General features: G+C 33.6%; 24 protein-coding genes. 22 read left to right on the plus strand and 2 right to left on the minus strand.

Annotated elements, in window-relative coordinates; all coding sequences use genetic code 11:
* The first annotated feature begins 42 nt into the window (after positions 1 to 42).
* Both I4N53_RS09455 and trpS read left to right on the plus strand, forming a co-directional pair.
* Positions 43 to 909, plus strand: a complete 867-nt coding sequence (locus I4N53_RS09455) for a YitT family protein (protein WP_214496102.1) — start codon at positions 43 to 45, stop codon at positions 907 to 909.
* 81 nt (positions 910 to 990) lie between these two features.
* Positions 991 to 1974, plus strand: a complete 984-nt coding sequence (gene trpS, locus I4N53_RS09460) for a tryptophan--tRNA ligase (RefSeq protein ID WP_013150352.1) — start codon at positions 991 to 993, stop codon at positions 1972 to 1974.
* Here trpS and I4N53_RS09465 read toward each other — a convergent pair.
* A complete protein-coding gene (locus I4N53_RS09465) occupies positions 1963 to 2334 on the minus strand; it encodes a YraN family protein (RefSeq protein WP_013150351.1) in 372 nt (123 codons plus the stop codon). The genes trpS and I4N53_RS09465 overlap by 12 nt on opposite strands.
* A gap of 6 nt (positions 2335 to 2340) precedes the next feature.
* Positions 2341 to 3069, minus strand: a complete 729-nt coding sequence (locus I4N53_RS09470) for a ribonuclease HII (protein WP_013150350.1) — start codon at positions 3067 to 3069, stop codon at positions 2341 to 2343.
* A 90-nt stretch (positions 3070 to 3159) separates the two neighbouring features.
* Here I4N53_RS09470 and dprA point away from each other — a divergent pair, with 90 nt between their 5' ends.
* From dprA to fliL, 20 genes are all read left to right on the plus strand, one after another.
* Entirely contained in the window at positions 3160 to 4248 is a 1089-nt protein-coding gene (dprA, locus tag I4N53_RS09475) for a DNA-processing protein DprA (RefSeq protein ID WP_013150349.1), read from the plus strand.
* Positions 4249 to 4298: 50 nt separating this feature from the next.
* The gene (gene topA, locus I4N53_RS09480; RefSeq protein ID WP_028991696.1) at positions 4299 to 6380 is read left to right on the plus strand and encodes a type I DNA topoisomerase; all 2082 of its coding nucleotides are present in this window, start codon (positions 4299 to 4301) and stop codon (positions 6378 to 6380) included.
* A 79-nt stretch (positions 6381 to 6459) separates the two neighbouring features.
* Positions 6460 to 6990, plus strand: a complete 531-nt coding sequence (gene hslV, locus I4N53_RS09485; protein WP_012995297.1) for an ATP-dependent protease subunit HslV — start codon at positions 6460 to 6462, stop codon at positions 6988 to 6990.
* A gap of 12 nt (positions 6991 to 7002) precedes the next feature.
* Positions 7003 to 8382 (plus strand): ATP-dependent protease ATPase subunit HslU, encoded by a 1380-nt coding sequence (gene hslU, locus I4N53_RS09490; protein ID WP_214496103.1) that lies wholly within the window; start codon positions 7003 to 7005, stop codon positions 8380 to 8382.
* 33 nt (positions 8383 to 8415) lie between these two features.
* The gene (gene codY, locus I4N53_RS09495; protein WP_013150347.1) at positions 8416 to 9168 is read left to right on the plus strand and encodes a GTP-sensing pleiotropic transcriptional regulator CodY; all 753 of its coding nucleotides are present in this window, start codon (positions 8416 to 8418) and stop codon (positions 9166 to 9168) included.
* 652 nt (positions 9169 to 9820) lie between these two features.
* Complete coding sequence (gene flgB / locus I4N53_RS09500; RefSeq protein WP_003866698.1) at positions 9821 to 10228, plus strand: flagellar basal body rod protein FlgB; 408 nt, start codon at positions 9821 to 9823, stop codon at positions 10226 to 10228.
* 5 nt (positions 10229 to 10233) lie between these two features.
* Positions 10234 to 10677, plus strand: coding sequence for a flagellar basal body rod protein FlgC (flgC, locus tag I4N53_RS09505; protein ID WP_214496104.1), 444 nt, complete (start codon positions 10234 to 10236; stop codon positions 10675 to 10677).
* A 6-nt stretch (positions 10678 to 10683) separates the two neighbouring features.
* Complete coding sequence (gene fliE, locus I4N53_RS09510) at positions 10684 to 10980, plus strand: flagellar hook-basal body complex protein FliE (RefSeq protein WP_214496105.1); 297 nt, start codon at positions 10684 to 10686, stop codon at positions 10978 to 10980.
* A gap of 27 nt (positions 10981 to 11007) precedes the next feature.
* Positions 11008 to 12519, plus strand: a complete 1512-nt coding sequence (gene fliF / locus I4N53_RS09515) for a flagellar basal-body MS-ring/collar protein FliF (protein ID WP_214496106.1) — start codon at positions 11008 to 11010, stop codon at positions 12517 to 12519.
* Positions 12520 to 12530: 11 nt separating this feature from the next.
* Positions 12531 to 13535, plus strand: coding sequence for a flagellar motor switch protein FliG (gene fliG, locus I4N53_RS09520; RefSeq protein WP_013150345.1), 1005 nt, complete (start codon positions 12531 to 12533; stop codon positions 13533 to 13535).
* Entirely contained in the window at positions 13528 to 14298 is a 771-nt protein-coding gene (locus tag I4N53_RS09525) for a FliH/SctL family protein (RefSeq protein WP_028991698.1), read from the plus strand. Before fliG ends, I4N53_RS09525 begins: the two co-directional genes overlap by 8 nt.
* The gene (gene fliI, locus I4N53_RS09530) at positions 14291 to 15604 is read left to right on the plus strand and encodes a flagellar protein export ATPase FliI (protein WP_214496107.1); all 1314 of its coding nucleotides are present in this window, start codon (positions 14291 to 14293) and stop codon (positions 15602 to 15604) included. Before I4N53_RS09525 ends, fliI begins: the two co-directional genes overlap by 8 nt.
* Positions 15605 to 15610: 6 nt before the next feature.
* Positions 15611 to 16054 (plus strand): flagellar export protein FliJ, encoded by a 444-nt coding sequence (gene fliJ / locus I4N53_RS09535; RefSeq protein ID WP_012995288.1) that lies wholly within the window; start codon positions 15611 to 15613, stop codon positions 16052 to 16054.
* 10 nt (positions 16055 to 16064) lie between these two features.
* Positions 16065 to 16643: a MotE family protein gene (locus tag I4N53_RS09540; RefSeq protein WP_214496108.1), complete on the plus strand. Its 579-nt coding sequence runs from the start codon at positions 16065 to 16067 to the stop codon at positions 16641 to 16643.
* A 16-nt stretch (positions 16644 to 16659) separates the two neighbouring features.
* The gene (locus I4N53_RS12700; RefSeq protein WP_214496109.1) at positions 16660 to 18027 is read left to right on the plus strand and encodes a flagellar hook-length control protein FliK; all 1368 of its coding nucleotides are present in this window, start codon (positions 16660 to 16662) and stop codon (positions 18025 to 18027) included.
* Between the two features lie 15 nt (positions 18028 to 18042).
* Positions 18043 to 18438, plus strand: coding sequence for a flagellar hook capping FlgD N-terminal domain-containing protein (locus I4N53_RS09550; protein ID WP_012995285.1), 396 nt, complete (start codon positions 18043 to 18045; stop codon positions 18436 to 18438).
* 9 nt (positions 18439 to 18447) lie between these two features.
* Entirely contained in the window at positions 18448 to 18816 is a 369-nt protein-coding gene (locus I4N53_RS09555) for a TIGR02530 family flagellar biosynthesis protein (RefSeq protein ID WP_012995284.1), read from the plus strand.
* Between the two features lie 80 nt (positions 18817 to 18896).
* A complete protein-coding gene (gene flgF, locus I4N53_RS09560) occupies positions 18897 to 20138 on the plus strand; it encodes a flagellar basal-body rod protein FlgF (protein ID WP_214496110.1) in 1242 nt (413 codons plus the stop codon).
* A 48-nt stretch (positions 20139 to 20186) separates the two neighbouring features.
* Positions 20187 to 20393, plus strand: coding sequence for a flagellar FlbD family protein (locus I4N53_RS09565; RefSeq protein ID WP_012995282.1), 207 nt, complete (start codon positions 20187 to 20189; stop codon positions 20391 to 20393).
* Positions 20393 to 20788, plus strand: a complete 396-nt coding sequence (gene fliL, locus I4N53_RS09570; RefSeq protein ID WP_214496111.1) for a flagellar basal body-associated protein FliL — start codon at positions 20393 to 20395, stop codon at positions 20786 to 20788. The genes I4N53_RS09565 and fliL overlap by 1 nt, the downstream gene beginning before the upstream one ends.
* Positions 20789 to 20799: the final 11 nt, after the last annotated feature.

A 20799-nucleotide genomic window follows, 5' to 3' on the forward strand; every position in this document is an offset into this window, starting at 1 on the left:
TGTAAAGTAATTAAGTCTCAAATGTGATAAGAAGGTGTTAGCTTGGAGATAACAAGTTTTTTTAATAGAGAAAGTATAAAAAATATTTTCTTTATTCTTATGGGGACTTTAATGTCTGCTATTGGTATTAACATGTTTATTGTTCATGCTAAACTTTTAAGTGGAGGAGTTTCTGGTATTGCACTTATTATACAGTATTTAACCAAGTTTCCTGCAGGATACACTATATTTTTGTTAAACATCCCACTTTTAATTTTGAGCTATAAAAAAGTAAATTTAAGGTTTACAATTTTTACTATTATAGGTACTGTATCACTTTCTTTGTTTTTGGTGCTTACTTATGCAATAAAAAATATCTTGCATATAAATGATCCATTACTTTTGAGTTTATACGGCGGAGTGTTAAATGGTTTAGGTATGGGAATAGTTTTTAGTAATCACGGTTCAACTGGTGGTTTAGATATAATTTCTGTGATTGTAAAAAAGAAATATGATAACTTTGAAATTGGGCATATTTCTTTTATTGTTAACTTTTTTATCGTAGCCATTGGAGCTATATTTTTTGGTTTGACCAGTGCTCTTTACACTCTTGTTTCTATGTACATTACTTCCTACATGGTGGATAAAACTATAAAAGGTTTTAATAGGCAAAAAATGGTGCTGGTGGTTACTGATAAAGTAGAAGAAGTGAGCAAAGAAATAATGACTACATTAAAAAGAGGGGTTACTTTGCTTCATGGAGAGGGTGCTTATACCAAAGAGAACAAAAAGGTTTTGTATTCCATTGTATCTTTGACACAGCTTCCACAACTTAAATTTATCGTACACCAAATAGATGAAAATGCTTTTATCTCTATATTAGATGTAGCCGAAGTCCATGGGAAAGGATTTATGAGGGAATTATTTTAAATTTCATTGCAAATTTTGAAATTTTCTCTTATAATTTTTTCTAAACGACATAAAATACTCAATTGAAAAGGAGTTGATAGCTTGAAAAGAGTTTTTTCAGGAGTACAACCCTCGGGAGACATTCACATAGGTAATTACTTGGGTGCAATGAGACAATTTGTCGCTCTACAAGAAGATTATGAGTGCTTTTTTTGTGTAGTGGATTTGCATGCTTTGACAGTACCCCAAGATCCAATAAAATTAAAAGAAAACACTATTGAATTGGCGGGCCTTTACCTTGCAATAGGCTTAGATCCTAAGAAAGTTAATCTTTTTGTTCAATCTCATGTTTCTGCTCATGCAGAATTAGCATGGCTTTTACAATGCATGACATATTTTGGTGAGCTAAGCAGAATGACTCAGTTTAAAGAAAAGAGCAAAGGAAAAGAGACAGTTTCTGTAGGACTTTTTACATACCCTGATTTAATGGCAGCAGATATACTTTTATACAATACCCATTATGTTCCTGTAGGAGAAGACCAAAAGCAACACTTAGAACTGACAAGAGACATTGCACAACGTTTTAACAACAGATTTGGTGAAACTTTTGTTGTTCCTGAGCCTATGATTTTAAAATTTGGCGCGAGGATAATGAGTCTTACTGACCCTACTAAAAAGATGAGTAAAAGTGACAGTGACCCAAATAATAGAATCAATCTTTTGGACGAGCCTTCTGTAATCAAAAAGAAAATAATGAGAGCAGTGACTGATTCTGAGACTGAAATAAGGCTTGATTGGGAAAACAAACCGGGTGTTAGCAATCTTTTGACAATTTATAGTTTATTTACAGGTATGGAAATAGAAGAAGTTGTAAATAAATTTAAAGGACAGGGTTATGGCACTTTAAAGAAGGAATTAGCAGAGGTTGTAATAGATAAATTGACTGTTATACAAAAAAATTATAAAGACTTAAGTAGAGATTATGTTTTGAAGGTTTTAAAGGAAGGGGCGGAAAGAGCTCAAGCTGTTGCAGAAAAAACTTTGAAAGAAGTAAAAGAAAAGATGGGATTGATATTAAAAGATTAAAAAAGCGTTTGGGAAATGGCTTAGTTTTTCAAAGGCTAATGTATCAGGATTTAAATAAACCTCAATCACGTCAAAACGAGGCTGAAAATTTCGAAATTTTTCTGTTGAAGCTAAGTACAACTGGGCAATTTTCAATATTCTTTGTTGTTTATGAAAATTTACAGCTTCACTTCCAGTTCCAAAAAAGGTAGAGGTTCTTGTTTTTACCTCTACAAAAACTATTTCTTTTTTGAATAGAGCTATTATATCTATTTCCCCAATTTTGCATTTAAAATTTTTCTCTAAAATTTTATAACCTGATTTTAATAGATATTGGGCAGCTATTTTTTCTCCTAAGCTGCCTATTGTTTTTTTGTTCAATGTTTTTCATCCTTTCAGAATTTTTTCGATGAAAGTTTTTCTATGTATAGGACAAGGACCGTATTTTTTTAAAGCTTCAATATGTTCTTTTGTACCATAACCTTTGTTTTTTTCAAAATTATACTGAGGATAGATTTTATGATATTCTTTCATTATTTTATCTCTTTCAACTTTCGCCAGTATAGAGGCAGCAGCTATAGAGATACTTTTTGAATCTCCCTTTATTATTGCTTTTTGATTTATCTCTATTTGAGGAATGGTGATAGCATCTACTAAAAGGTAATCAATTTTTTGTTGTATTTTTGAAATAGCAATCTGCATGGCTTTGTAGGTAGCATTTAGTATATTTATTTTATCAATTTCTTCGCAATCAACTATTCCAATAGCATAAGAGATAGCTACTTTTTTTATTACCTCTGACAATACTTCTCTTTTTTCTTCAGATAGTTTTTTAGAGTCATTTATCTCAGGGATGAAAACATTCTTAGGAAGTATTACACAGGCGGCAACTACTGGTCCAACTAAAGGGCCTCTTCCCGCCTCGTCTATTCCGGCGATGAAGTTTAAATTTAATTGATATAATTGGTTTTCATAGCATTTTAGATTGTTTATTCTTTCTATTTCTTTCTCAAGCCACTTTTTAGCCGCTTTATTTATGTTAAGAGATTGAAAGTCACAAAAGGGATTTTGGTACAAATAGTTTTTGAGTTGGCGTAGGTTATACAAGTTTGACATTGGTATCACCTTTCTTTTTTCTTTATTTTATCACAGGTTATGTATTATAATAAAGATAATTAAGGAAAACGGTGTTAAAGGGGAGCAATTATGGAAAGGGAAAAGGTTTTTAAAATATGGTTAAGCGCTGTCAAAGGGATAGGGTATAAAAATTTTGTTCAACTGATGGAATTTTTCAAAACTGCGGAAGAAGTGTATAAAGCAAAAGAAATTGATATTTTTAGAGCAGTAGGGAGTAAAAAATTAGCGCAAAAGATAATAGAAGCTCAGAAATTGAATCCTTTTGATTATATAGAAAGATTGCAAAATTTAAAAATAAGTGTATATACATTAGAAGAAGAGGAATATCCAGAAGAATTAAAGAATATTTATGACCCACCTCCTGTTTTATATTTGAAGGGTAATATAAATTTAAAAGATAATTTGTGCATTGCTATGGTGGGCTCAAGAAATGCTACTTTTTATGGAAAACAAGTGGCACAAAAATTGGCACATGAGCTATCAGAAAGAGGTATAACAGTTGTAAGTGGCATGGCGAGAGGAATCGATAGTTTTTCTCATATAGGAGCTTTAAAGGAAAGAGGAAAAACTATTGCTGTTTTAGGAAATGGTATAAATATAGTTTATCCAAGAGAAAATAAAAAGCTGATGGAGCAAATTAGTGAGGAAGGATTGCTGGTTTCAGAGTTTCCTCTTGATACTTCTCCGCTGCCACAAAATTTTCCTCTGAGAAATAGAATCATAAGCGGGTTATCTCTTGGAGTAGTGGTAGTAGAAGCAGGAATAAAAAGTGGATCTTTACTGACGGCTCAATTTGCCTTAGAACAGGGAAAAGAGGTTTTTGCAGTACCTGGAAATATAACGAGTGCTTATAGTAGAGGAACAAATGAGCTGATAAAACAAGGTGCGAAGATTGTAATTGGTGTTGAGGATATTTTAGAAGAATTTAATTTAAGAGAGGATGTGCAACAAAAGATTGAGGAAAATCTTATGTCTTCTCTTACGGAGGAAGAGAAGGAAGTGTACGATTTTATTTGTGAAGCTCCAAGGGATATAGAAGAAATAGCAGGCCATGTGAAAATAAAAATCTCAAAAGTCAATGTAATTTTATCTTCTTTAATGTTAAAAGGTATGATTGAAAAACTTCCTGGCAATAAATATGAGAAAAAAATATTTTGATAATTGTCAAAAACTTTGATATAATTATAAATTGTTTTGGAGGTGTCAAAATGGCAAAATCTCTAGTTATTGTGGAATCTCCAGCTAAAGCTAAGACTATCTCTAAATTTTTAGGCAAAAATTTTAAAGTAGCGGCCTCCATGGGACATGTTAGGGACTTGCCAAAAAGTCAATTAGGTATAGATATTGAAAACAATTTTACCCCTAAGTACATAACTATCCGGGGAAAAGGGGCTATTATAGAGAATTTAAAAAAAGAAGCAAAGGATGCAGATAAAATTTTTTTGGCCACTGACCCTGACAGAGAAGGAGAAGCAATTTCCTGGCATATTGCTCAATTGTTAAATTTGAATATTGAGGAGCCTTGTCGCATAGAATTTCATGAGATTACAAAAAATGCAGTGCAAACTGCTCTTAAAAGCCCTCGCTCTATAGATTTAAATTTGGTAGATGCGCAACAAGCTAGAAGAATTCTTGACAGATTGGTAGGATATAAAATAAGTCCTCTTCTTTGGAAAAAAATAAAGAGGGGATTAAGCGCAGGGAGAGTCCAATCAGTAGCAGCACGTTTGATTTGCGATAGAGAAAGAGAAATAGAAGCTTTTGTTCCAGAAGAATATTGGAGCATTACGGCGATTCTTTCTGATGAGAAAAATTTTACCAAGTTTGAAGCAAAATTCTATGGTACTAAAGAGGATAAAGTTGAGTTAAAGACAAAAGAAGATGTAGACAAAGTATTGGCAGCTTTATCTGAAGAGTACACTGTGGATAAAATAAAAACAGGTGTCAAAAAGAGGAATCCTTCTCCGCCTTTTATAACTAGTACATTGCAACAAGAAGCTTCAAGGAAATTGGGGTTTACTGCAAAGAAAACTATGTTAATCGCTCAACAATTATACGAAGGAGTAGAAATCAAGGGAGAAGGTAGCGTAGGGCTTATCACTTATATAAGGACAGATTCTACAAGGGTGGCAAATGAAGCTAAAGCGGAGGTATATAAATATATAGTTGAAAAGTTTGGAAAAGAGTATGCCAATCCGGGAGCAAATTATGCTTCTAAAAAGGCCAATGTTCAGGATGCTCATGAAGCTATAAGACCTACTTCTATTTACCGGGATCCCGAGAGTATAAAGGATTCCTTAACGCCAGACCAATATAAATTGTACAAATTAGTTTGGAGTAGATTCATAGCAAGTCAAATGGCACCTGCAATTTACGATACTGTTTCTATGGATATAGTAAATAATGGATATGTTTTTAAAGCTTCTGGTTCTAGTATAAGATTTTTAGGGTTTATGACGGTATATGTAGAAGGAACAGATATACAAGAAGAGGAAGAAAAAACTGTGCCTGTGCTTCAAGAAGGAACTAAATTGCTTTTGAAGGAATTAAAACCAACACAACATTTTACCCAGCCTCCACCCAGATACACGGAAGCTTCTTTGATTAAAGAATTAGAGGAAAAAGGGATAGGCCGCCCCAGTACTTATGCTCCTACTATCTCTACTTTGTTAGAAAGAGGATATGTAGTAAAAGACAATAAGAATTTAAAACCTACAGAGTTGGGCTTTATTGTGACAGACGCATTGAAAGAGTTTTTTACTAAAATTGTCGATGTTAAATTTACTGCTGAGATGGAGGAGCAGCTGGACAAGATTGAAGAAGGCCAAGCGAAATGGTATGAAGTGGTGCAAGAGTTTTACAATGATTTTTATAAAACTTTAAAAATTGCAGAAGAACAGATGGAAGAGATAGATATAAAAGAAGAAGTGGAAGTGACTGATATTAAATGTGAACTCTGCGGAAGACCCATGGTTATAAAAAAAGGCAGATATGGTAAATTTCTTGCTTGTTCTGGTTTTCCTGAATGCAAAAATACAAAACCTTTGTATGAAAAAATTGGTGTTAAATGCCCTAAATGTGGTGGAGAAATTGTAAGGAAAAAAAGTAAAAAAGGGCGAATGTATTATGCTTGCGAAAATGCACCTAATTGCGATTTTATATTGTGGGACAAACCTGTTGAGGAAAAATGTCCTGTTTGTGGTAGCTTATTAATTGAAAAAAATACAAAGAATATACATATACTAAAATGTTCTAATGCAGAATGTGATTATCAAAAGGAAGTTAAATGAATTTAACAAAAATTTTGAATTAATTCTTGAAGCATTTTGAAAAATGTGCTAATATTAAACTATCTAAAGGGGTGTAAACATGTTTAAGGGTACTACCATAATTGCAGTGAGAAAAGGCAATAAAGTGTCGGTGGCTGGTGATGGACAGATTACCCTTGGAGAAAATACGATCTTAAAGCATGGAGCAAAAAAAATTAGAAGGTTATATAATGGAGAAGTAATAGTAGGATTTGCTGGTTCGGTAGCTGATGCTTTGACTCTTTCGCAAAAATTCGAAGAAAAATTGGAACAATACGGCGGAAATTTAAAAAGGGCTGCAGTAGAGCTGGCACAAGAATGGAGAAAAGACAAGATTTTAAGAAAGTTAGAGGCTCTTTTGATTGCGGTTGATAAAAAGAATACTTTACTTATTTCTGGCACTGGGGAAGTTATTGAACCAGATGAGGATGTGATCGGGATAGGATCTGGAGGAAATTATGCTATGGCTGCAGCCTTAGCGCTACGGTATAATACTAATTTAGATACAGAAGATATAGCAAAAAAAGCTTTAGAAATAGCTTCAAAGATTTGTGTTTACACCAATAACAACATAACAGTTGAGACTTTATAGGGGGTGCTCTAAGTGAAGAATTATACTCCCAAGGAAATTGTGGAGGAACTAGATAAGTATATTGTAGGACAAAAGGAAGCTAAAAAGTCAGTAGCAGTGGCTTTACGAAATAGATATAGAAGAAATCTTTTATCTGACGATTTTAAAGAAGAAGTGACCCCCAAAAATATAATTATGGTAGGCCCTACTGGAGTAGGAAAGACAGAAATTGCCCGAAGAATTGCGAAATTAGTAGAAGCTCCTTTTGTAAAAGTGGAGGCTACCAAATTTACTGAAGTAGGATATGTAGGACGAGATGTGGATTCTATGGTTAGAGACCTTGTAGAGGCTGCTGTAAGAATGGTGAAAGAGGAAAAATTGAAAAATGTTACTGAAAAAGCGAAGAAAATTGCAGAAGATAGACTAATTGATTACATAGTCGGAAAAAAGAAAAAACAACCTAAAAATCCATTAGAAATGTTGTTTAATTATCCTTCTGCCGAGAAAAATGAAGAGACAGAGGAAGATGGTATGCAATATAAAAGAGAAGAAATAAGGCAAAAGTTAAGAAATGGCGAGCTAGATAATTATGTAGTGGAAATAGAAGTGACAGATGCATCTACGCCAATGCTGGAGATGTATACTAATTTAGGTTCCGAAGAGATGAATATAAATTTGCAAGATATATTTGCTGACATTTTACCTAAAAAGAAAAAAATTAAAAAAGTTCCTGTGTATGAAGCAAAAAGAATTCTAGAGTCTGAAGAGGCCCAAAACCTTATAGATATGGATGAAGTAATTGAAGAGGCTATTAAAAGAGCAGAAAACGATGGAATAATTTTCATAGATGAAATTGACAAAATTGCCAGCAGCGGTTATACAGCAGGACCAGATGTATCAAGGGAAGGAGTTCAAAGGGATATTCTTCCTATAATTGAAGGTTGTACAGTAATGACAAAATACGGTCCTGTTAAGACAGACCATATATTGTTTATAGCAGCTGGTGCTTTTAACGTTGCAAAAGTGTCTGATTTAATCCCTGAGCTACAAGGAAGATTTCCTGTAAGAGTTAATTTAAAACCTCTCACAAAAGAGGACTTTATAAGAATATTAAAGGAGCCTAAAAATGCTCTTACAAAACAGTATCAAGAGCTTTTAAGAACAGAAGGAATAGAAGTGAAATACACAGATGAAGCAATTGAGGCTATTGCAGAAGTAGCATATCTCATAAATCAGCAATCGGAGGACATTGGTGCAAGGAGATTGCACACTGTTATGGAGAAGTTGTTTGAAGAATTATCTTTTAAAGCCCCAGACCTGAAAGGACAACAAATAGTGATAACTGAAGAGTATGTAAAAGAGCAATTAAAGGATAGTCTAAATAAATACGAAGTCAATAAGTACATTTTATAATAACAAAAACCAAAACATAGGAGGATTAGAAATATGAGCACACTATTAGAAAAAACTAGAAAAGTAAATCGAATTTTGCAAAAAACAGGAATTCAACCAGTTGATTTTAATGAAATGGCTAGTATCCTAAAAGATGTCATTGAGGCCAACGTATATATTTTGAGTAGAAAGGGTAAAGTATTAGGTTATAGTATATTAAGAGAGTATGGAGATGATATTTTTGCTCAAAGTAAAATAATACCTGAAGAATATAACGACAAACTTTTGCGAGTGACTGAGACGCTAGCCAATGACAAAGGCAATCTTTTTAAAGAGGATAAAGTTTTATCAGAATTAATTTTGACTATAGTACCTGTCAATGGTGGTGGTGACAGATTAGGAACTTTGGTTTTATCAAGAGGGGTAAAAGAATTTACTGACGATGACTTGATATTGGCAGAATATGGAGCCACGGTAGTTGGCCTTGAAATTTTAAGGTCAAAAAATGAAGAAATAGAGGATGAAGCAAGAAAAAGAGCAGTTGTTCAAATGGCACTAGGAACACTTTCTTACTCCGAATTAGAAGCTATAAAAAATATTTTTGAAGAGCTAAATGGAAAAGAGGGATTATTAGTTGCAAGTAAAATAGCAGATAAAGTAGGTATTACAAGGTCTGTAATTGTAAATGCCCTTAGAAAGTTTGAAAGTGCTGGCATAATTGAGTCAAGGTCTTTAGGAATGAAAGGTACCCATATAAGGGTACTAAACGATAAATTATTAGAAGAGTTAGAGAAAATGAAAAGATAAATTTAAACCCTTATTGAAAAATATAAGTCTCCGCTTTTATGCATGGGGTTGTACTTTAGCATGAAAGCAGGAGACTTAATTTTATGTAAAAGAGTCCTATAAAAATAGGACTTTTCAGACTGTAGACAAACTTTCGTAAAAGAGATATTTTGCATAAGGAGCGACTTGTTACAAAGCGACCCGGCACTCAAGTAAGAGAGTTTGATAAAGCAAAAATAGAAAAAACAAGCTTACTTACTTGAGTGCCGGGAAACTTAGCAAGACCGAGGGCGTAGGCAGGGCCGAAGCCAGGGATGGCGGAGGCGGGCACCTTAAGGCATGGATGCCACCTGACGTAGGTACCCTGCCGGAGCCTGAAGGTCGAGCTTTAGTTTTGTCGCTTTGGAACATCGGAGCGACGATGCAAAATATCTCCTTTGAATATTTTTTAACTTTGTCAACAAACTGAGAGTCCTATAAAAATAGGACTTTTTTCTTATGGTGTAAACTATTACGGCATGATATAATATTATTCGATAAAAATTGATATTATTTTACAAAAAAGGCAGTGTTAGAACAAAGTTAAATATTTATTTTTTGGCTTATTTTAGCAGGATTTTTGGTTTGTTTGTCGAATTAAGTATAGTGTGGTCGAATAAGAGGAGGCGAGAAAATGCTGGATTTAGGAATTGAAAATATAGATTTATTACAAAAGGGATTGTACGCAGCCACTGTAAGAAACAATGTGATTGCCAATAACATCGCTAATGTGGATACTCCTAATTTCAAAAGGTCTGAAGTCAAATTTGAGGATATTTTAAAAGATGCTATAAATGGTACAAAGTTAAGAGGTTATGTTACAAACCCTAAGCACATTCCTATTGGCCCACCTGCTATTGATTCCATACAACCGGAAATTATTCAAGTAAATGACACTTCCATGAGGTTAGATGGAAATAATGTAGACATAGATGCCGAAATGGCAAATTTAGCTAAGAATCAGTTGTATTACTATGCCCTTGTGCAAAGGGTAAGTGGAGAGCTTAATTCTATCATGACTGCTGTAAAAGATGGGAGGTAATTTAAATGAACTTATTTAGATCGATGGACATAAGCGCTTCAGGTCTAACTGCAGAACGAGTTAGGATGGATGTAATATCTCAAAATATAGCTAATGTAAATACTACAAGAACAGTTCAAGGAGGGCCTTATAGGAGAAAATTAGTGGTTTTAAAAGAAATACAACCTGACAGTTTTCAGAGCATTCTAGATAAAGTTAAAGGTAAATACAGTGGCAAAGGAGTAGAAGTTGTACAAATAGCTGAGGATGACCAAACTCCTCTTAGAGAAGTTTATGACCCTGGACATCCTGATGCTGACCAAAATGGATATGTAGAGTACCCAAATGTAAACATTGTTTCTGAAATGGTAGATATGATTTCTGCTACTCGTGCTTATGAAGCCAATGTAACAGCCTTTAATGCTTCAAAAGCTATGTTTCAAAAGTCTTTAGAAATCGGTAGGGGGTAGACATAAATGGTTAATCAAATAACACCGGTTAATCCAGTAACTTTGGATAGCACTTTAGAAGCAACACAGAATAGCAGTAAAATAGATACTTTTAGCGACTTTTTAAAAGAAGCTCTTAATAAGGTAAATGATTTACAGTTAACGGCAATGAAAAATGACCAAAAACTTGTAACTGGTGAAATTGACGATATAAATCAAGTGATGATAGATGCTGCGAAGGCTGATATTGCACTGCAGCTTACAATACAAATAAAAAATAAAGTGCTGGAGGCTTATCAGGAAATAATGAGAATGCCATTGTGATGTTTTTAATTGAAATGAGGTGAATTAATGCCCGACTTCATTGCCAACTTTAGAGAGCAACTGACAAACTTTTGGAATAAGTTTGATAAGAAACAAAAGATACAGTTAGGAGTTATTGCTATTTTGCTTTTTATAGGCGTTTCCTTATTAGTTTACATAGTTAATAGGCCTAATTATGTAGTTTTATATTCAGATCTAAGTATAAAAGATGCAGGAGCGGTAGTTGAAAAATTAAAAACCGAATTCAAGATTCCATATAAAATATCGAACGATGGGACGACAATTTTAGTTCCTGCACAATACAAAGATGAGGTGAGGATGAAACTTGCGACAGAAGGAATCCCACAAGGGGGATTTAGCTTTCAAGACGCTATGAATAACTCCCTTGCTACAACAGACCAAGAGAGAAGACAAAAGTATTTGTATTTTCTACAAAATGAAATACAAAATTCTCTAAAAACTATAGATGGAGTGCAAGATGCTATTGTCAATATCGTAGTACCTGATCAAAATGCCTTTGTACTTTCAAATACTACTAATCAAGCTACAGCGGCTGTGATGCTAACTTTAAAGCCAGGTGTGACTTTATCCTCTTCGCAAGTCAAGGGAATCATAGATTTTGTATCTAAGAGCGTAGAAGGTTTAAAACCTGAAAATGTTACTGTAATTGATAATAATGGTAAAATTCTTACTGCAGAAAGTGATACTACTGCTGAAAATGCTAATACTCAGTTTACTCTTCAAAAAAAAGTTCAAGAAGACTTACAAAACAGCCTTCAAACATTGTTAGAACAAGTGTTTGGACCAGGTAATGTAGTTGTAAGAGCAAATGTTACTTTAAATTTTGATAAAAAGACGCAGGATACTATAGAGTATTTGCCTGTTCAAGGGAATGACAATAAAGGAATTGTAAGGAGTATACAAGAGCTTAAAGAAAAAGCCACAGGTACACAAGGTGGAAGCTCACCAGGTACTGCGTCAAATAATCCTCCTGTAGCTTCAACGACTGGTAATGGTACTTCTGATTACAGTAGAACAGAAACTACTATAAATTATGAAATAAATCAAATTAAGACAAGTCTTGTTCAAGCACAAGGCAAGATTGAAAATATTTCAATAGCCGTCGTTGTAAATCAAAATTTAAATAATTCAATGAAACAACAAATTGCTGATTTGGTAGCAAAAGCTGCCGGCGGGGATTCTCGTGTGCAAGTATCAGTTCAAGGGATGCAATTTAATCAAGATCTCTTAAAGACAATGCAGCAGCAAGCAAATGTTTCGAAAGGAGTGCCCATGTATGCATGGGCTATGTTAGCGGCTTTAGTGTTAGGCGGCGGGCTATTCTTCATTATGATGAGAAGGAAGAAAAAAGAAACCTCTTTAGCTACGGCTGAAGAGGAAGCCTTAGCTACTGCAGAACCTATTGAAGAAATAGATTTCACATATAAGGATGAAAAGAAAAAACAGATAGAAAAACTCATAAAAGAAAAGCCGGATATTGTTGTACAGATTATTAGGACATGGCTTAATGAAGAGTAGGTGGTGTTATTATGGCTAGAAGTGCACTTACAGGCAGACAAAAAAGTGCAATGCTTTTGATTGCATTAGGGCCAGACCTTTCTGCTCGAATATATAAACATTTAAGAGAAGATGAAATTGAACAATTAACTTTAGAAATAGCTAGCATTAAAAATCTTACTCCTGAAGAAAAGCAAAAAGTTATAGATGAATTTTATAACATGTGCGTAGCGCAAGAGTACATAATAGAAGGTGGAATAGAGTATGCAAAATCAGTTTTAGAAAAGGCTTTGGGTACGCAAGAAGCTTTTGAGATTATAAATAAATTGACTTCTTCGTTGAAAGTAAGACCCTTTGACTTTATAAGAAGAGCGAATCCCTCCCAAGTTTTAAATTTCATACAAAATGAGCATCCACAGACTATTGCAATGGTTTTGTCTTATTTAAAACCACAACAAGCAGGAGCAATTCTATCATCACTGCCTGAGAACTTACAGGCAGAAGTAGCTATGCGAATAGCAACGATGGAGAGCATTTCTCCTGAGGTAGTAAAAGAAGTTGAAAGAATTTTAGAGAGAAAATTGTCATCTTTAGTTACACAAGATTATACTTCTACAGGCGGTATTCAGACAATTGTAGATATACTAAACTCTGTGGATAGGAGTACAGAGAAAAATATATTGGATACTCTGGAGACTATAAACGTTGAGTTAGTAGAAGAAATAAAGAAGAGAATGTTTATATTTGAAGATATCGTCACATTAGATTCAAGGTCTATACAGAGAGTATTGAGAGAAGTAGACAATCACGATATTGCTCTTGCACTTAAAGGTTCTAATGAAGAAGTTCAAAGGGTTATTTTCAGCAATATGTCTAAGAGACTCGCTGATATGATAAGAGAAGACATACAATATATGGGGCCTGTAAGATTAAAAGATGTAGAAGAAGCACAGCAAAGAATTGTAAATGTTATAAGACAATTAGAAGAAGCAGGAGAAATTGTGATATCAAGAGGAGGGGATGAAATTATTGTATAGAGTATATAAACATCAACAAATCAACATCTCCTCTCCCATAGTTTTAAGGATTGTTAAAAACAGTGAAAAAGAACAAAAAACAGAAAATGCAATTGAACTGAGTGGACAAACAAAGGATATAAAAAAAGAAAGTGATAATTTAGCAAAACAAATAATAGAAAGAGCAAGACAAGTTCAGCAAGAGATACTTAGGAAAACTAGAGAAGATGTAGAAAAAATCTTAATAGAAGTAGAAAAGAAAGCTAAAAAAATTGAAGAAGAATATAAAGAAAAGGGCTATCAAGATGGTTATACTGTAGGATATCAAGAAGGATATAAAAAAGGAGAAGAAGATGCCAAAGCGATAATACAAGAGGCAAAGGCTATTAAAGAAGAGATTATCAAAGAAAAACAACGAATGTATAAAAATGCAGAAAGTGATATGGTAAGTGTAATTTTGGAGGCAGTAGAAAAAATTATAGGTAAATATGTGGAAGAGGACAAAGATATAATATTAAATCTCATCAAAAAAGGAATGGAAAATTACAATGCCTTTGACAAAGTTACTGTAAGGGTTAGTGAAGAGGATTATGAACACTGTATTAAAAACAAAGACAAAATTCTTAAAGACATAGAGTTTTTGGATGATGTAAATATTTTAAAAGATTTATCATTAAAAAAAGGAGATTGTGTAATTGAAACAAATTCTGGAGTGATAAACTCTGGCATTAGTACACAACTTAGAGCTTTAAAAAACTTATTTGTAGGTGTGCTAAATGAGTGAGATTATTTTCACTAAATATAAAAGAGCTCTTCAAGAAAAAAGATTAATTCAATACTATGGAAAAGTTTCTCAAGTAATAGGATTGACAATCGAAAGTACAGGGCCTCTTTCCAATATAGGAGAGATATGTAATATCAAGACTACCAATGGAAATATAATCTCAGCAGAAGTTGTGGGCTTTAAAGAAGAAAAAGTGTATCTCATGCCTTTAGGAAATATGGAGGGAATAGGAGCAGGCAGCAAAGTTATAGCTACAGGTCAAACCCTAAGGGTTAGCGTAGGGAAGGAGCTTCTTGGGAGGATATTAGATGGTTTGGGCAATCCTATAGATAGTAAAGGACCAGTTAAATTTGAAAAATCTATTCCTATCAATAATGTACCACCTGGCCCTTTAGAAAGGAAGAGAATTAGAGAGGTTATGCCTCTTGGGATAAAAGCGATAGATGGACTTCTTACCTGCGGTAAAGGGCAGAGAATTGGTATCTTTGCAGGGAGCGGTGTAGGGAAAAGTACATTGCTAGGCATGATGGCAAGAAACGCCAAAGCTGATTTAAATGTGATAGCTCTTATAGGCGAAAGAGGAAGAGAGGTAAATGAATTTTTGGAAAAAGATCTAGGAGAAGAAGGTTTAAAAAAATCTGTAGTTGTAGTAGCTACCTCTGATACTCCAGCACTTATACGAGTAAAAGGTGCTATGACTGCCACTGCTATAGCTGAATATTTTAGAGATCAAGGATTAGATGTCCTTTTGATGATGGATTCAGTAACTCGCTTTGCCATGGCTCAAAGAGAAGTAGGATTGTCTATAGGTGAAGCTCCTGTTTCACGAGGTTATACTCCTTCTGTTTTTTCAGTTTTGCCTAAGCTTTTGGAACGCTCTGGATGCTCTAAAAAAGGTTCTATTACAGCCCTTTATACAGTATTGGTGGATGGAGACGACTTAAATGAACCAATTGCTGATGCAGTAAGGGGTATACTTGATGGACACATAGTTTTGTCTCGAAAACTTGCCAATAAGAATCACTATCCTGCTATTGATGTATTAGCAAGTGTTAGCAGGGTGATGAATGACATAATTACAGAAGAACACAAAGAATTAATAGCGAGATTTAAAGATATTTTGGCATCTTACACAGAAGCGGAAGATTTAATAAACATAGGGCCATATAATTTTGGCAGCAATCCTAAAATTGACGAGGCCATTGAGTTAAACGACAAAATGAACAATTTCTTAAGGCAGAGAATAGACGAATCCTATGACTTTGAAACTACAAAACAACTGCTATATGAATCTATTAAAAGGTGATAAAACATGAAAAAATTTGAATTTACTTTGCAACCAATATTAAATTTAAAGGAACAATCAGAAAAAATAGAAAAAGAGAAATTAGCAAAGGTCATGGCAGAGATAAACGTTCAAAAAGAAGAATTGCGCAAATTAACTAATCATTTAAATGAAATTTTAGAAAAAACAAAAGGGGAAATGGAAGAAGGAACTACTATACACAAAATTGTTGAATCAGGTGTGTATGTAAAAAAAATTAACCAGATGATTGAAGACAAAAAACTTTTAATAAAAAAACTAGAGAAAGATGCTGATTTTATAAAAGAAAATCTTTTAAAAGTCACTAAAGAAAAAAAGGCGTTAGAAAATCTTAAGGAAAAAAAGTTTTCAGAATATCAATACTTGATAGCTGTAGAACAAAATAAATTTGTAGATGAACAAATAAGTTTTAGAATAGCTAAATCCTATTAGGAGGATATATATGCAAAATAAAGATATACAAACAAATAGAAAATTAAAAATTTGGCTCGCGATTCTAATAATTTTTTTGATACTTGTAGGTGGAACAGTCTTGGTTATTTACTTCAACCTATTCCAAAGCCAAACTTTTTTAAGAAAACAATTAGCTGATGTTCCGGTTTTAGGTAGTTTAATTTTTCCGGCACTACAAGAAGATAAAGATTCACAGATAAATAAATTAACAGAAGAATTAAAGGCAAAAAATGAAAAGATTACTGAGTACGAAACTGAATTGAAAGAAAAAGAAGACCAAATCAATAAATTAAAAGCCGAATTAGAAAAAGTTCAAAAAGAAAGGGAATTACTCAAGCAACAGTTAGAAAATAAGCAGACTAGCTTAAAAGACATAGCTAGTTATTATCAAAACATGGATCCGCAAAATGCAGCTCAAATACTCAATAATATGTCAGACGAGGACGTAATAAATATATTAGGTTATATGAACAAAGATAGTGCTTCAAAGATATTGGAATCACTAAATGCTGATAAGGCAGCAAAAATAACAAATATATTATTGAAAAATGCTACAATGATGCCTTAGAAAGGAGGTGAAAAGAGTGATAGGAGTAGTACCGGATACTGATTTATTACCATTTAAGATACAGCAGCCAAGGGTTGACAGAAGCAAAACAGTTGTATCTTTTCAAAAAGATAATAAGGTAAATAAATTTTCAAAAATGTTACAGCAACAGGAGGCAATTAATAGAAATAAAGAATATTCTATGAACAAAGTGGCATCTGATGGCAATGCTGAGTTAAATGGTCTTTTTTCAACAACACGATCACTGAAAGAAGAAAAAAATTTAAAATCCTTTCAAACAGAGGATTTATCATTAGTAGATGTTTTCAATTTGTTGCAGCAATTAATAAATGGGTTAAATGTAGCAATTCAAAAGGATGATGGCAAACAGTTAATTGAAAAACAAGATTTTTATGCGGAATTGCAAAAAGAAGTACAAAAACTGATGCAAGATTTTTTAAATAATGGTGTTTTGGATGTTGATAAACTATCGCAAAAAATAAGCCAGTTGTTAGAAGAAAAACTGGGCATTAAAGTGCAACCAGATAAAATAGCTACAGCAATTAGAAGCAGTAACTTTAAAGAAGTTTTAGACCTATATAAGGATGAAAATGTGGATGTAAAAAATTTAAACACTCAAGAAACAGAGTCATTTGTATTTTCACAACAGATCATTAAAAAAGATACGATGGATAATTTAACTCTAGTAACTTCAAAAAATAGAAATTTACCTTTGAATAATCAGCATATCTCTGAAGAGAACAAAGAAAACATACTAGAAACCAATGATTCACAATCTGGCTTGAGTACCAAAATTTTGGTAGTGAAAGAGGAAAAGAATGCTGGAGAAAATAAGCAGTTACAACCAAATGATTTCACCTTTTTAGAAAATAATGGGAAAACCTTCAAAAACCAACTGGTTAACTACCAAAGTTCGAAATTAAATGACGCTCCAGAATCACAAATTTTTGACCAAATAGTGAAAAGTATGAATATTTCAAAAAACCACACATCTTCCACTATAAGTATACAATTGAAACCGGAATTTTTAGGAAAACTTCAGATAAATCTCAAGTCGGCAGAAGGAAATATTAGCGCTACTATCATAACTGATAGCGAAAAATTGAAGCATCAAATTGAATCTAATATAGGAATTTTAAACACTCAATTAGATTTAAAGGGAATTAAAATAAATAGTTTTAATGTGACAGTAGATAAAAACCTACAGTTTACTTCTCAATACAATGGCCAACAGCAAAGTTACAATGGCAATTCACAACAACAGAATCTCCATAGAGTAGTATATAGTGGGTATTTACACTATGATTTTGCTGAAGCAGAGGAGACAGAACCTTTACAACAAATTTACAATATCTCACATGATCATATTGATGTTCGGGCATAGAAAGGAGGGAATTTTGTGGAGGTAAATACCAATTACAGTTTTTCGAATGTCTACAATAACAGTGAAATTACTTCAAAAAAACAATTAGGAAAAGACGATTTTTTGAAACTTTTAGTTGCCCAGCTAAAAAATCAAAACCCTTTAAACCCAATGGATGACAAAGAATTTATTGCACAGCTGGCTCAATTTTCAACTTTAGAACAAATGCAAAACTTAAACACTAGTTTTAGTGCAGTAAGAGCTATAAATTTGTTAGGTAAAAATATATATGCTACTGTTACCGACAATAATGGAGAATCTAAAGCTGTTGAAGGAAAAGTAGATGCTGTTTATAAGCAAAATGAAGAATACTTTTTAGAAGTAAACGGCATAGATGTACCTTTGGATGCTGTTACAGCTGTTTCAGAATGAGGTGATAAAATGTCTGAAATAGTGAAAATTCCTCAAAACCTGAATGTCAATTACTTAGCCCAGAGAGCAACAAGTAACAATGGGACTTCTACAGCATTCAAAGAAGTTTTAAATGAAAAAATTGATGAATTAAAATTTTCAAAGCATTCACTCATGAGGATGGAAATGAGAAATGTTAAAATTACGCAGGAAGAATATCAAAAGCTGTTGGAGGCAGTAAACAAAGCTACTCAAAAAGGAGTAAATGATTCTTTAATCATAATGGATAACAAAGCCTTTGTAGTAAATTTAAAGTCTAAAACAGTTATAACAGCTATGGATGGAGAAATGTTAAAAAATAGTGTTTTTACAAATATAGACGGTGCTGTGATAATTTAAGCCGGACCTTAACAGGGGGCTTATCGCTTTTGACTGACTGATAAAGCGAGCAGCACCGAAAATAAAAAGGAGGAGAAAATATGTTAAGGTCAATGTATTCTGCGGTTTCAGGATTGAAAGCTCATCAAGCAAAGATGGATGTAATAGGTAATAACATTGCGAATGTCAACACTGTGGGATATAAGGCCAGCAGAATGACTTTTAAAGAGATATTTAGCCAGACAATCAAAGGTGCTTCTGCACCGCAAGGAAATGGCGGCGGAACAAATCCTCAACAGATTGGCCTCGGAGTAGCCATAGCTTCTATTGACACATTGTTTACAAGAGGTGGCGCCCAAAGGACGGATAATCCTACAGACCTTTCAATTGATGGGAACGGATTTTTCATAGTTTCCAATGGAGGAGCAAATTTGTACACAAGGGCAGGAAACTTCAGTTTTGACTCTCAAGGAGATTTAGTAATGCCTGATGGATATAAAGTTTTAGGTTGGATGTCAACTGACGGTAAAACAGTAAACACTGATACAGGAAATTTAGTGCCAATAAGCATTAAAAACTGGTCAAGTATAGCGCCTGCAGCAACCACACAATTAGAAATAGGAGGAAATCTAAACGCTTCTACAGAAATTAATGGCTCCATAAGTTATAACATATTAGTGTATGATTCACAAGGAGGAAGCCACATAGCTACACTTACTTTTACAAGAACTGATGCTAGTACATGGGATTGGAGTGTGTCTTCTTCTGATCCTGCTATTTCCTCTGTAGATGGTTCAGGTACACTTACTTTTGGTGCTGATGGAAAGATTGCACCTAATACAACTGCGACGGGTACACTTACTTTTAATATGAATACCAATGAAACAAATGCAACTATTGGTCCTGTTCAATTGGATCTTTCACAGCTTACTATGTTTTCTAGCGAGACAGATTTAAGAGAGCTCAGTAAAAATGGAAATGAAGCGGGTTCTTTAGAGAGTATTAATATAGACAAATACGGAGTTGTCTCAGGGATATATTCTAATGGCCGTAAGCAAATAATCGGGCAGATTGCTATTGCTGATTTTCAAAACCCAATGGGCTTAGAAAAAGTAGGCAATACCATGTTTATTAATACAGTAAACTCAGGGGAACCAATGATAGGAGCAGCTGGTACAGGTACAAGGGGTTCTATAAATCCTGGAACCTTAGAGATGTCTAATGTGGATTTGGCCAATGAATTTGCTGATATGATTGTTACTCAGAGAGGTTTTCAGGCGAATGCTAAAATTATAACTGCCTCTGACGAGATGTTGCAAGACCTTGTTAATATGAAGAGATAAACTTAAGTCTACTGGGCTTTTGCCCAGTAGACTTGATGGAGGGACATTATGATTTATGTTACGCGCCTTAATAATGAAGAATTTGTGGTGAATGCAGATTTAATTGAATTTATTGAAAAAACTCCTGACACTGTTATAAGCCTTACTACAGGCAAAAAAATAGTAGTAAAAGAAACGCCTGAGGAAATTATAAAAAAAGTTATTGACTACAAGAAAAGAATTTTCACAATAGTAAAAGATAAAGAGGTGTTATAATGAATTACAAAACAATTTTAATAGTTATCGTGGCAGTAGTTTTGTCTTTTGGTGTAGCGTTTTGGTATTTTAACGCTAAAGCTCATCAAGAAATCACTTATTATAATTATTCTCCAGGCGGAGAGATTATAACAAATTTAAAAGGAGAGGAAAAATTTGTTAAAGCAACCGTACAGTTACAAGTTGCGGATAAAAATATTTTGAAGACTTTAGAAGAACGAAATTCCGAAATTAGAGATTTGATAATCCAAATTTTAAGAGGCAAAACAGCCCAAGAGGTAGAAGGACCAGAGGGACAGGAAAAGTTAAAAAATGATATAAAAAATGGAATAAATAAAATAATAGGCGAGGAAAAAATTATAAATGTTTATTTTGATGAATTTATTGTTCAATAGGGAGGAGGGGG

Source organism: Thermoanaerobacter sp. CM-CNRG TB177 (genome assembly GCF_018588165.1).
Lineage (GTDB): Bacteria > Bacillota > Thermoanaerobacteria > Thermoanaerobacterales > Thermoanaerobacteraceae > Thermoanaerobacter > Thermoanaerobacter thermocopriae.

What these genes read in the sequence shown, in the direction of transcription:
- I4N53_RS09470 (WP_013150350.1), bottom strand. Translation starts at nt 3,069, where the DNA reads ATGTCAAACTTGTATAACCTACGCCAACTCAAAAACTATTTGTACCAA.
- dprA (WP_013150349.1), top strand. Translation starts at nt 3,160, where the DNA reads ATGGAAAGGGAAAAGGTTTTTAAAATATGGTTAAGCGCTGTCAAAGGG.
- topA (WP_028991696.1), top strand. Translation starts at nt 4,299, where the DNA reads ATGGCAAAATCTCTAGTTATTGTGGAATCTCCAGCTAAAGCTAAGACT.
- hslV (WP_012995297.1), top strand. Translation starts at nt 6,460, where the DNA reads ATGTTTAAGGGTACTACCATAATTGCAGTGAGAAAAGGCAATAAAGTG.
- codY (WP_013150347.1), top strand. Translation starts at nt 8,416, where the DNA reads ATGAGCACACTATTAGAAAAAACTAGAAAAGTAAATCGAATTTTGCAA.
- flgB (WP_003866698.1), top strand. Translation starts at nt 9,821, where the DNA reads ATGCTGGATTTAGGAATTGAAAATATAGATTTATTACAAAAGGGATTG.
- flgC (WP_214496104.1), top strand. Translation starts at nt 10,234, where the DNA reads ATGAACTTATTTAGATCGATGGACATAAGCGCTTCAGGTCTAACTGCA.
- fliE (WP_214496105.1), top strand. Translation starts at nt 10,684, where the DNA reads ATGGTTAATCAAATAACACCGGTTAATCCAGTAACTTTGGATAGCACT.
- fliF (WP_214496106.1), top strand. Translation starts at nt 11,008, where the DNA reads ATGCCCGACTTCATTGCCAACTTTAGAGAGCAACTGACAAACTTTTGG.
- fliG (WP_013150345.1), top strand. Translation starts at nt 12,531, where the DNA reads ATGGCTAGAAGTGCACTTACAGGCAGACAAAAAAGTGCAATGCTTTTG.
- fliI (WP_214496107.1), top strand. Translation starts at nt 14,291, where the DNA reads ATGAGTGAGATTATTTTCACTAAATATAAAAGAGCTCTTCAAGAAAAA.
- fliJ (WP_012995288.1), top strand. Translation starts at nt 15,611, where the DNA reads ATGAAAAAATTTGAATTTACTTTGCAACCAATATTAAATTTAAAGGAA.
- I4N53_RS09540 (WP_214496108.1), top strand. Translation starts at nt 16,065, where the DNA reads ATGCAAAATAAAGATATACAAACAAATAGAAAATTAAAAATTTGGCTC.
- I4N53_RS09555 (WP_012995284.1), top strand. Translation starts at nt 18,448, where the DNA reads ATGTCTGAAATAGTGAAAATTCCTCAAAACCTGAATGTCAATTACTTA.
- flgF (WP_214496110.1), top strand. Translation starts at nt 18,897, where the DNA reads ATGTTAAGGTCAATGTATTCTGCGGTTTCAGGATTGAAAGCTCATCAA.
- I4N53_RS09565 (WP_012995282.1), top strand. Translation starts at nt 20,187, where the DNA reads ATGATTTATGTTACGCGCCTTAATAATGAAGAATTTGTGGTGAATGCA.
- fliL (WP_214496111.1), top strand. Translation starts at nt 20,393, where the DNA reads ATGAATTACAAAACAATTTTAATAGTTATCGTGGCAGTAGTTTTGTCT.